At 68.6% G+C, this 10,115-nt stretch carries 12 protein-coding genes; all 12 read right to left on the minus strand.

What is annotated here, in order from left to right; all coding sequences use genetic code 11:
* Positions 1 to 53: 53 nt before the first annotated feature.
* The 12 genes from fliP to fliE all read right to left on the minus strand — a co-directional run bounded on the left by fliP (position 54) and on the right by fliE (position 9,888).
* On the minus strand, positions 54 to 830 hold the full coding sequence (fliP, locus tag IAE41_RS13560) for a flagellar type III secretion system pore protein FliP (RefSeq protein ID WP_079221813.1): 777 nt from the start codon (positions 828 to 830) through the stop codon (positions 54 to 56).
* 1 nt (position 831) lies between these two features.
* Positions 832 to 1,239, minus strand: coding sequence for a flagellar biosynthetic protein FliO (gene fliO, locus IAE41_RS13565; protein ID WP_079221814.1), 408 nt, complete (start codon positions 1,237 to 1,239; stop codon positions 832 to 834).
* Positions 1,236 to 1,571 carry a flagellar motor switch protein FliN gene (fliN, locus tag IAE41_RS13570; RefSeq protein WP_079221815.1) on the minus strand — a complete coding sequence of 112 codons (336 nt, stop codon included), beginning with the start codon at positions 1,569 to 1,571 and terminating at the stop codon, positions 1,236 to 1,238. The genes fliO and fliN overlap by 4 nt, the downstream gene beginning before the upstream one ends.
* Positions 1,568 to 2,572: a flagellar motor switch protein FliM gene (gene fliM, locus IAE41_RS13575; RefSeq protein ID WP_079221816.1), complete on the minus strand. Its 1,005-nt coding sequence runs from the start codon at positions 2,570 to 2,572 to the stop codon at positions 1,568 to 1,570. Before fliM ends, fliN begins: the two co-directional genes overlap by 4 nt.
* A gap of 12 nt (positions 2,573 to 2,584) precedes the next feature.
* Positions 2,585 to 3,100, minus strand: a complete 516-nt coding sequence (locus IAE41_RS13580) for a flagellar basal body-associated FliL family protein (protein WP_108746645.1) — start codon at positions 3,098 to 3,100, stop codon at positions 2,585 to 2,587.
* Between the two features lie 114 nt (positions 3,101 to 3,214).
* Positions 3,215 to 4,375, minus strand: a complete 1,161-nt coding sequence (locus IAE41_RS13585) for a flagellar hook-length control protein FliK (protein ID WP_200733474.1) — start codon at positions 4,373 to 4,375, stop codon at positions 3,215 to 3,217.
* Positions 4,375 to 4,842: a flagellar export protein FliJ gene (fliJ, locus tag IAE41_RS13590; protein ID WP_108759995.1), complete on the minus strand. Its 468-nt coding sequence runs from the start codon at positions 4,840 to 4,842 to the stop codon at positions 4,375 to 4,377. The genes IAE41_RS13585 and fliJ overlap by 1 nt, the downstream gene beginning before the upstream one ends.
* A 12-nt stretch (positions 4,843 to 4,854) precedes the next feature.
* Positions 4,855 to 6,231, minus strand: coding sequence for a FliI/YscN family ATPase (locus IAE41_RS13595; RefSeq protein ID WP_200733475.1), 1,377 nt, complete (start codon positions 6,229 to 6,231; stop codon positions 4,855 to 4,857).
* Positions 6,228 to 6,836 (minus strand): FliH/SctL family protein, encoded by a 609-nt coding sequence (locus IAE41_RS13600; RefSeq protein WP_200733480.1) that lies wholly within the window; start codon positions 6,834 to 6,836, stop codon positions 6,228 to 6,230. The genes IAE41_RS13595 and IAE41_RS13600 overlap by 4 nt, the downstream gene beginning before the upstream one ends.
* A gap of 29 nt (positions 6,837 to 6,865) precedes the next feature.
* Complete coding sequence (gene fliG, locus IAE41_RS13605; protein ID WP_079225218.1) at positions 6,866 to 7,852, minus strand: flagellar motor switch protein FliG; 987 nt, start codon at positions 7,850 to 7,852, stop codon at positions 6,866 to 6,868.
* A gap of 7 nt (positions 7,853 to 7,859) precedes the next feature.
* Positions 7,860 to 9,506, minus strand: coding sequence for a flagellar basal-body MS-ring/collar protein FliF (fliF, locus tag IAE41_RS13610; protein ID WP_079221822.1), 1,647 nt, complete (start codon positions 9,504 to 9,506; stop codon positions 7,860 to 7,862).
* Between the two features lie 13 nt (positions 9,507 to 9,519).
* The gene (fliE, locus tag IAE41_RS13615; protein WP_108746650.1) at positions 9,520 to 9,888 is read right to left on the minus strand and encodes a flagellar hook-basal body complex protein FliE; all 369 of its coding nucleotides are present in this window, start codon (positions 9,886 to 9,888) and stop codon (positions 9,520 to 9,522) included.
* Between the last annotated feature and the right edge of the window lie 227 nt (positions 9,889 to 10,115).

Raw genomic sequence — 10,115 nt, forward strand, 5'->3', positions numbered from 1 at the left:
CGGTAGCGCCGGGCCATGCCCGGCGGCGCGTGTTCGATTCACGCGGGATTGATTCACGCCGGATTGAAGCTGGCCGCCAGCGTTCCTACGGTCAGCACCCAGCCATCGACCAGTACGAACAGCAGGATCTTGAACGGGGCCGAGACCAGCATCGGCGACAGCATCATCATGCCCATCGACATCAGCACGCTGGCCACGACCAGGTCGATGATCACGAACGGGATGAAGATCAGGAAGCCGATCTCGAAGGCGGTCTTCAGTTCACTGGTGACGAACGAGGCAACCAGCACCGGGAACGGGATCGCGTCGGGGCTGGCGTAGGTGCCGTGCCCGGCGATGCCGGCGAAGGTCATCAGGTCGGTCTCGCGGATCTGCGCCAGCATGAAGCCGCGCAGCGGCTGGGTGGTCATGGTCCAGGCGGTCTGGAAGTCGATCTCGCCGTTGAGGTAGGGCGCCATGCCCGTGCTCCACGCCTTGTCCCAGGTGGGCATCATGATCATCGCGGTCAGGAACAGGGCCAGGCCCATCAGCACCTGGTTGGACGGCGTCTGCCCCGTACCCAGCGCCTGCCGCAGCAGGCCCAGCACGATGATGATGCGGGTGAACGAGGTCAGCACCAGCAGCATCGACGGGATCAGGGTGATCGCCGTCATCAGCAGCAGGGTCTGCAACGGCAGGCTGACCGGCGCACCGCCGATCTTGCCGACGTTGACGTCGGGCAGTGCAACCGGCGCGCCGGGCGCTGCAAACGCGAGCGCAGGCAGCAGGCACAGGGCGATCAACAGCAGCCACGACAGCGCGGTGGCAGGGCGGGTACGGGCGACACGCATGTCAGGGATCCTTGCGCAGCCGCTGTTGCAGCAGCTGGGCGAAATTCGGCAGGTTCTTCAGGTCCGGCACGCGCACCGGGGTCGGTGGCGGCAGCGGCTCGGAAAGGGTGTGCAGGGCGTTGATGCTGCCGGCGGTGACGCCCAGCAGCAGCTGCTGGCCATTGACCTCCACCACCACCACGCGTTCCTTGGCGCCCACGGTCAGTGTGGCCACCAGCTTCATGCCTTCCGGCGGGCGGAAGCCGCTGCCCGGCATGCGCTTGAGCAGCCAGCCGAGGCCGACCACCAGCGCCAGCACGGCCAGCAGCGCCAGCACCGCGCCGAACAGGCTCGGTGCGCCGGCGGCATGCTGGCCGATCTGCGGGGTGGTCTTCGCAGCGGCCTGGGCAGTGGCGAGCAGCAGGCTCAACGCAGTCTCCGGATCCGCTCGCTCGGGCTGACCACGTCGGTCAGGCGCACGCCGAAGCGGTCGTTGATCACCACCACTTCGCCATGGGCGATCAGGGTGCCGTTGACGAATACATCCAGCGATTCACCGGCACCGCGTTCCAGTTCCACCACCGAGCCCTGGTTGAGCTGCAGCAGGTTGCGGATCGGCAGGCGGGCGCGGCCGACTTCCAGCGACAGGGTCACCGGCACGTCGAGGATCACGTCAAGGTTCAGGTCCGGACCGATCGACTCGTCGGCCTGCAGGCTGCTGAACTGGGCCGGGGTCGGTTCGAGGGCGTCGATATCGTTCATTGCGGGTCTTCCTGGATGACGGGTACGCGCGGGCGGGTGCCCGGCGGATGGGTAGCGGTGATCTTCACGGCGTTCATGCCGTTGGCGATGCCGAATTCGCCGGTGAACACGGGGATGTTCTCCACGCACAGCGGCACCTGCGGGTTCAGCTCGATCGGCAGGATGTCGCCCACCTTCAGCCGGGTCAGGTCGCGCAGGGTCATGCGCTTGCTGGCCAGCACGCTGGACAGGGTCACTTCGGCGATGTTGAGCTGCTCGCGCAGCATCACGCCCCAGCTGGCGTCGCGGTCGTTGCGGTCGCTCTGGATGCCGGCGTCGAGCAGTTCGCGGATCGGCTCGAGCATCGAGTACGGCAGGGTGACGTGGATGTCGCCGCCACCGCCATCGAGTTCGACGTGCAGGCGGCACACCACCACGTACTCGCGCGGCGTCACGATGTTGGCGAAGTGCGGGTTGATTTCCGAATTGATGTATTCGAAATCCACCTCCATCACCGGCGCCCACGCCTCGCGCAGGTCGGCGAAGGTCTGCTTCAGAAGCAGCTGGATCACCCGCATTTCGGTGGCGGTGAATTCGCGGCCTTCGATGCGGGTGGGGTAGCGCCCGTCACCGCCGAAGAAGTTGTCGACGATGGCGAACACCAGGGTCGGCTCGAACACGATCAGGCCGGTGCCACGCAGCGGCTTGAAGCGGATCAGGTTCAGGTTGGTCGGCACATACAGCGAGTGCATGTAGTCGTTGAACTTGATCAGCTCGATGCCGCGCACCGAGAGTTCGGCCGAGCGGCGGATCAGGTTGAACAGGCCGATCCGCCACAGGCGCGCGAAACGCTCGTGGACCATTTCCAGGGTCGGCATGCGACCGCGGATGATGCGGTCCTGGCTGGCGAAATCGTACGAACGGGCTTCGCCACTGGGCGCCTCCGGCTCGGTTTCGACCGCGCCACTGTCCACGCCATGGAGCAGGGCATCGATCTCATCCTGGGACAGCAGGTCATTCATCGGGGGCAGCCCTTACTGGGTCACGAAGCTGGTGAACAGCAGATCGTCGGCACCGTTGTTGCCGGTCTCGGCCTTGAGCACCTTCTGCACTTCGGCCAGCGCATTGGCCTGCAGCTTCTGCTTGCCGGCGATATCGGCGATCTGGTCGGAGGTGACCTGCGAGAACAGCATCAGCAGGCGTGCGCGGATGGCCGGGGCGTGCGTCTTGATCGCTTCCAGCGCGGCCGGATCGCGGGTCATCAGCTGCACTTCCACCTGCAGGTAGCGCGGGCCGTCCATCGAGCCGTTGAGGTTGACCACGAAGGCCGGATCCAGCGCGAAGTACTGGGCCGGGGCCGGGGTCGCGCCCTTCTTCGGGGCTTCGGCGGTCTTGTCTTCGTGCTTGGACTGGGTGAAGAACCAGACGCTGCCGCCGGCGGCACCTGCGGCCAGCACGGCCACCAGGGCGGTGATCAACAGCGGACTACGCGGCTTGGCGGTCTTGTCCTTGTCGGCGGTCTTCTTGGTTTTGTCAGCGGCTGCGGCCACGAGGTGAAGCTCCTGAGGGTTGCTTCACCGGGATATGCAAGGGGCGTGCCGCAACGCGACGGGCAGGGGGCGACGGAATTCCGTCGGCACGCCGGGGCAGGCCCGGCGCTGTCGTCAGGCGTAGGCGTCCAGCAGGCCGCGCTGGCGGATCAGCTGTGCAGCCGACATCGTGGCCTCGCCCCGCGACGGTTCTCCGTCGCCGCCGCCCAGGCCCGTGCCGCCGCCCGGCGACGACGACGGACTGCCGTCGCCACTGTTCTGGTGGCCGACGTCGGCATGGGCGAGCTGGAAGCCCTGTTCGCCCAGCAGTTCGCGCAGGCGTGGCAGGCTGCTTTCCAGGGCCTGGCGCACGTCCACGTGCGGGCTGCTGAAACTGGCGTGGACCTTGTCGCCGTTCATCTGCAGGCGGACGTCCACCGGGCCCAGGTCCTCCGGGTTCAGGCGGATATGGGCGTGGCCGATCTTCTGGTCCGCCAGCCAGCCGAGGCGCGCGCCGATGGCCTGGTCGAAGCCGTCGTCACCCAGGGTCGGGGTCGGCGTCGGTTCGCCGTTGAACGCTGCAGTGCTGGCCAGCGCTGCTTTCAGGTCCTGCAGGGCGGCAGGCAGCGGGGCCTGCAGCGGGGCGGGCGGCGTGCGATCGCCGATCAGCAGGCTGTCGGCGTCGTCAGCAGCGTCCAGCGCCTGCTGGCCCAGGATCATGTCCGGCAGTTGCTGGGTGGTGATCTCGCCGTCGATGTCCGCCGTTGCAGCGGTCACTGCTGAGGATGCGGGCGCGCCGGCCGCCAACGGTGCAGCAGCCGGCAGCGTCGGGGCGGCTGCGGGCAGGCCTGCATCAACGCCATTGGCGCTGGCCGCGGGCGTGGGGGCAGCCCCGTCGGTGGGCACCGGAACTGCCAGCACCAGACCGGCCAGGCCGAGCGGCGGCCACGGCGCATCGTCGCCCTCGCTCGCCGTGTCCTTGTCGTCCGCAGCGGGTGACGTGGGGGGCGAGGAGGCCGACGCCGCTTCAGTCGGCGTGGCGTCACTGTCGGTGGCGGTGCTGGACGGCTTGTCTGCGCTGCCGTCCGGGTTGGCAGGCGCGCCATGGGACGGCGCGCCCGCTTTGCCTGGCTGGGTCTTGTTGGCCGGCGGTGCCTTCGCGGCGGTTTCGGGCGAGCCCTGCAGCATCTGCCCGAATTCCTTTCCGCTGCCGGTGCTGCGCGCGCTGCTGGAAGCGGTGCTGGCGGTGCTGGCGGTGCTGCCGGTGCCGGTGCTGCTGGAAAGCGCGGAGGGCATCACGCGCGGTCTCCCTGGTCGCCGCCGTCCGGTTCCGCCGTCTGCGCCAGGCGCGCACGACGGGCACCGATGTCATCCATCTCGCGCTGGTCGCGGCGGTCGGTTACCACCTTTTCCTGGGCACGGTAGCTGGCGGCCAGCTGTTCCAGCACGGCCTTGTCACGGCTGGCCAGGATCAGGCGTGCGCGTTCGGCTTCCACCTTTTCGCGGTTGCCGTTCACCGTGGCCTGCTGCTGCTCCACGGCGCTGTCGAGGCGGTCGAGGAACGCGCGCCGGTTCAGCAGCTGCGCGGGACTGGTCGCGGCCATCTGCGCGTTCGCGTACTCCTCCGCATAACGGCGAAGCTCGTCCAGGCGCGACAGGTGGGTGTCGAGCACGCGCTGGCGCTCGGCCAGGTCGCGGGCCACGGCGTCTTCGTGTTCCTGGGCCCGCTTCAGCAGGGGATCGATGCGCTTGGACTGTTTCATGGTTCGGCTCTCTTAATCCACCAGGCGCTGCAGCGCCGCCTGGCTGTGCGGAAGATCGGCGGCCTTGGCCACGTCCTGGCCGAGGAACTCCACGATTTCCGGCCAGCGTTCCAGGGCTTCGTCGGTGGCGGCGTCGTTGCCGCGCTGGTAGGCACCGATCGCGATCAGGTCGCGGTTGGACGAGTAGGCCGAGACCAGGCGCTTCAGCTTGCGGATGCGCAGGCGCCACGGTTCGTCGGCGATTTCCGTGACCACGCGGCTGACCGACGATTCGACGTCGATGGCCGGGTACAGGCCGCTGTCAGCCACCCGCCGCGACAGCAGGATGTGGCCGTCGAGGATGGCGCGCGCCGCGTCGGCGATCGGATCCTGCGGGTCATCGCCTTCGGTCAGCACGGTATAGAAGGCGGTGATCGAGCCACGGCCCTTGGCACCATTACCGGCGCGTTCCACCAGCGCCGGCAGCTTGGCGAACACCGAGGGCGGGTAGCCGCGGGTAGTCGGCGGCTCGCCCACCGACAGGCCGATCTCGCGCTGGGCCTGGGCGAAACGGGTCAGCGAATCCATCAGCAGCAGCACGTTCAGGCCCTGGTCGCGGAACCACTCGGCGATGGCGGTGGCACGGTAGGCGCCGTGCAGGCGTGCCAGCGGCGGCCGGTCGGCCGGGCTGGCCACCACCACGGCGCGGCGCAGGCCTTCCTCGCCCAGCGTGGTTTCGACGAAATCGCGGACTTCGCGGCCACGTTCACCAATCAGGCCGACCACGATGACGTCGGCGGCGGTGTAGCGGGTCATCATGCCCAGCAGCGTCGACTTGCCGACGCCGGAACCTGCGAACAGGCCCACGCGCTGCCCGCGACCGATCGGCAGCAGGGCATTGATGGCGCGCACGCCCACGTCCAGCGGCTGGGTGATCGGCTCGCGCGCGAGCGGGTTGATCGAAACGCCGGCCATGCCGACGTGGCCTTCTGCGCGGATCGGGCCCTTGCCGTCCAGCGGCACGCCGTCGCTGTCGATCACGCGGCCCAGCAGGCCTTCGCCCACTTCCACGCCGCCACGGCGCGCCGAGGGTACGACGCGTGCGTTGGGCAGCAGGCCGTGCAGTTCGGCGCTGGGCATCAGGTAGGTGCGCTCGCCGGCAAAACCGACCACTTCGGCATCGACCCAGCCACCGTCGACTACTTCCACCTTGCAGCTGGCACCCAGCGGCGCCTCGCAGCCCACGGCTTCCAGGGTCAGGCCCACCGCGCGGCGCAGCACGCCCTCGCGGATCAGGCCGCGGCCATGCGCGGTATCCACGCGCAGGCCATCCAGGCGGCGGGCCAGGCGCAGGTTGCGGGCCACGGCCCAGTCGGCCGGCGGCGGGGGCAGGTTCGTTTCGGGGGTCATGGGGTGGCTCCGGTCTGGCGGATCACCGCGTCCAGCGCGCCGCGCAGGCGCGCTTCCAGCGTGCCGTCGATGCGCACTGCTTCGGCGTGCACGCGCAGGTCGCCACGGCTCAAGCTGGTATCGGGCACCAGGCGCTGGGTCGGCGTCAGGGTCATCAGCGGCGCAAGCGCGGCGATGTCATCCGGGTGCAGGCGCACTTCCACTTCACGCGTGCTGCCGCCCACCGCGTCCACCGCTTCGCCTACCAGCTGCACCAGCAGCGCCGGGTCCGCTTCGTAGGCGCGGCCGACCAGCGCACCGGCGATGCGCACCGCCAGTTCGCCCAGGGCGCCGACCACTTCGTTCTCCAGCCGCACCAGGGGCCGGCTGAAGTTGTCGAGGATGCCTTCCATCTGCGCGACCAGGCGGCGCACTTCGGCCTGGCCCTGGCCATAGCCCTCGGCGTGGCCGTGCTGGAAACCTTCCTTCTCGGCACTGTCCTGGATCGCCTGGATTTCCTCCAGGGTCGGCAGCTGCAGGACCGGTTCCGGCTCGTGCTCGGGGTCCGGCTCGGTGAGCTCGAAGATGTCCTCCTGCTCCAGCTGCGCTTGCGGCTGGGCCAGCAGGTCGGGGGCAAGCCAGCGCACGACGTTGCTCACAGCATGGCCTCCGCGCTGCCACCGATGGTGACGGTGCCCTCATCGGCCATGCGCTTGACGATGGCCAGGATCTCGCGCTGCGCGCCTTCCACGTCGGACAGGCGCACCGGGCCACGGGCTTCCATGTCTTCCAGCAGGATTTCAGCCGCACGCTGGGACATGTTGCGGGTGATCTTGTCGCGCACCTTGATGTCGGCGCCGCGCAGGGCCAGGCCCAGGCGCTCGCCGCTGACTTCGCGCAGCACCAGCTGCATCTCGCGGTCGTCCAGGTCCACCAGGTCGTCGAACACGAACATCAGGTCCTGGATGCGGCCACTGAGCGGCGCATCGATGCGCGCGATCTCGCCCAGGATCGCCTGGTCCTGGCCGCTTTCCATGAAGTTGAGGATGTTGGCCGCGCACTGCACGCCGCCGATGTTGGACGACTTCAGGTTCTGGTTGCCGGCAAACTGGCGCTCCATGATCTCGTTGAGTTCGTTCAGCGCGTTCGGCGGAATGCCGTCCAGGGTGGCGATGCGCAGCAGCACGTCGACGCGGGTGCGGTCGGGCAGCAGCTTCAGCGCATCGGCGGCTTGGTCGGTTTCCAGGTGGGCCATCACGATGGCGATGATCTGCGGGTGCTCGTTGCGCACCAGGTCGGCCACCGCACGCGGGTCCATCCACTTCAGCGCGTCCAGGCCGGTGGTGTTGCGGCCCAGCAGGATGCGGTCGATCAGGCCGCTGGCCTTCTCGCTGCCCAGCGCCTGGATCAGCATGTTGCGGATGTAGTCGTCCGAGCCCACGCCCAGCGAGGTCTTCGAGCCCAGTTCCTGGTTGAACTGGTCCATCACCCGGCCCACCTGGTCGCGGGTGATGTCGGTCATGGTCGCCATGGCGATGCCGATCTTCTGCACTTCCTTGGGTTCCATGTGGCGCAGCACTTCGGCCGCGTCCAGTTCACCCAGCGACAGCAGCAGCACGGCAGCGCGCTGCACGCCCGTCAGTTGTACGTCAGTCATTGGCCACCCAGCCCTTGACCACCTGGGCCACGCGCTTGGAGTCGGTCTTCACGGCTTCACGGGCCATCCGCAGTCGTTCCTCATAAGAATCCACCGGCAGGGCCAGTGGGTCCGCCCCGGCCAGGCTGACGCGGTCAGCGCCCAGCGCGGGCAACGGGGTGCCATCGTCATCCACCAGCTGTACGTCCGCGGTGTGCGGTTCCAGCTCGGTGTTCTCGTCCTTCTTGTTCTGCCCGGTGATGCCGCGCAGGGCAGGGCGCAGCACGCCGAACAGCAGGGCCAGCACCACCACCGCGCCCAGCAGCATGCGGCCGGCATCGAACACCCACGGCAGTTCCCACCAGGCCGGGCCTTCGACCGGGGTGGTGTCGCGCACGAACGGCGCGTTCATCACCGACACGGTGTCGCCACGTTCGGCGTTGAAGCCCACCGCCTGCTTCACCAGCGCTTCGACGCGGGTCAGCTCGGCAGCGGCCAGCGGCTGCGGGGTGACCTTGCCGTTGGCACCGGCACGCGGCACGTTGTCCACCAGGACCGCCACCGAGACGCGCTTGATGCGGCCGGCCGGCTGGCGGGTGTGCTGCAGGGTGCGGTCCAGCTCGTAGTTGCGGGTTGCGTTCTTGCTGCTTTCGGTCGGCGCCTGCGCGGTGGGCGGTGCGGCCTGCTGGCCCGGCGGGCTGTTGCTGGTCGCGCCCGGCACGCCCTGCGGGCCCGGGGTGCTGGTGGTGTTCTCGCTCATCTGCTCGCTGCGCAGCTTCTGCGGTTCACCGTTGTAGAGTTCGCGGGCTTCCTCGGTCACCGAGAAATCCATGTCCACGCTCACTTCCGGGTTGACGCGGCCGGGGCCGGTCATCGGTTCCAGCAGTTCGCGGATGCGCTGGTTGAACGAGGTTTCCTGGCGGCGCACCTGCTCGAACTGGGCGGCGTTGACGGCCGCTTCGCTGTTGGGGTCGCTGACGCTGAGCATGCGCCCGCTCTGGTCGACGATGGTCACCCGTTCCGGGGCCAGGTCGGGAATGCTGGCGGCCACCATGTGGACGATGGCGTCGACCTGGCTGCGTTCCAGCTGCTGGCCGCCGCGCAGTTCCAGGGTGACCGAGGCACTGGCCACGTCACGCTGGCGGGTGAAGGCGCTGGGCTTGGGAATGGCCAGGTGCACGCGCGAATCGCGCACCGGGCGCAGCGTGTTGATGGTGCGCGACAGCTCGGTTTCCAGCGCGTGCTGGTAGCGCGCGCTTTCGACGAACTGGCTGACGCCGAAGCCGGGATCACGTTCCATCAGCTCGAAGCCGAGCTTGCCGCTGTCGGTCAGGCCGGAGCCGGCCAGCTTCAGGCGGGCATCGTGCAGGTTCTTTTCCGGCACGGTGATGCCACCGGTGGCCGGGTCCAGCTCGAACGGAATCTGTGCCGCGCGCAGCAGGTCGGTCGCTTCTGCGGTGGCCTTCTGGTCCAGGCCGGTGTACAGCGGGACCATGCCGGGCTTCTGCGACCAGAAGAACACGAACAGGCCTGCCGCCACCGCCACCGCGATCATCGCCATCAGGCCCAGGCGGCGGGTGATCTGCAGACTCTGCAGGCGGTCGAACCACTGCCCGGCCTTTTCGGCGTTCAGGGTTTCCTTGGAGAGCGTCAGTGCCATGCGTCAATGTTCCTTACAGCGGCATGTTCATCACGTCCTGGTAAGCCTGGACGAGACGGTTGCGGACTTCCACGGTGGCGCGGAAGGCGATCTGGGACTGCTGCGAGGCGACCATCACCTTGGCCAGGTCGGCGCCGGGTTCGCCCAGTTCGAAGGCCTTGGCCAGGGCGCCGGACTTCTGCTGCGCGTCGTTGACGCCGGCGATGGCGCCGCGCAGGGTCTCGGTGAAGCTGGCGGGCTGGACCTGCGGTGCATCCAGCACCGTGCCCGGCAGGGCATTGCTACGCGGCGCTTCGGCCAGCGGATTGAGCGCCGCCGGCTGTCCCATCTGGGTCTGATAGGAGCGGATCTGGGAGAGGATCGAAGTGACGGAGTGGGACATCTGCAACGGTTCCAGAAACAGGGATGGGGGTGTTCGCTGGAGCAGTTGCAAGCGGCGTGCCGAAACCGGTTTTCGATTCAGTGAGGTGAGGGTGGGGGTGTTGGCAGGGCTGCGCTGTTGTTGGTGGGTGCCGACCGTTGGTCGGCAACAGCAGGAGCAACGGCAAGAGCTGGATATCCGTGGGTTGGCGGGGGGGGGGGGGGGGGGGGGGGGGGGGGGGGGGGGGG

Origin of the sequence: Stenotrophomonas sp. S39 (genome assembly GCF_016624665.1) — a bacterium.
Taxonomy (GTDB): Bacteria; Pseudomonadota; Gammaproteobacteria; order Xanthomonadales; family Xanthomonadaceae; genus Stenotrophomonas.

Bases quoted from the DNA above. Each gene is read 5' to 3' on its own strand.
- fliP (WP_079221813.1), bottom strand. From the start codon at position 830: ATGCGTGTCGCCCGTACCCGCCCTGCCACCGCGCTGTCGTGGCTGCTG.
- fliN (WP_079221815.1), bottom strand. From the start codon at position 1,571: ATGAACGATATCGACGCCCTCGAACCGACCCCGGCCCAGTTCAGCAGC.
- fliM (WP_079221816.1), bottom strand. From the start codon at position 2,572: ATGAATGACCTGCTGTCCCAGGATGAGATCGATGCCCTGCTCCATGGC.
- IAE41_RS13585 (WP_200733474.1), bottom strand. From the start codon at position 4,375: ATGCCCTCCGCGCTTTCCAGCAGCACCGGCACCGGCAGCACCGCCAGC.
- fliJ (WP_108759995.1), bottom strand. From the start codon at position 4,842: ATGAAACAGTCCAAGCGCATCGATCCCCTGCTGAAGCGGGCCCAGGAA.
- IAE41_RS13595 (WP_200733475.1), bottom strand. From the start codon at position 6,231: ATGACCCCCGAAACGAACCTGCCCCCGCCGCCGGCCGACTGGGCCGTG.
- fliF (WP_079221822.1), bottom strand. From the start codon at position 9,506: ATGGCACTGACGCTCTCCAAGGAAACCCTGAACGCCGAAAAGGCCGGG.
- fliE (WP_108746650.1), bottom strand. From the start codon at position 9,888: ATGTCCCACTCCGTCACTTCGATCCTCTCCCAGATCCGCTCCTATCAG.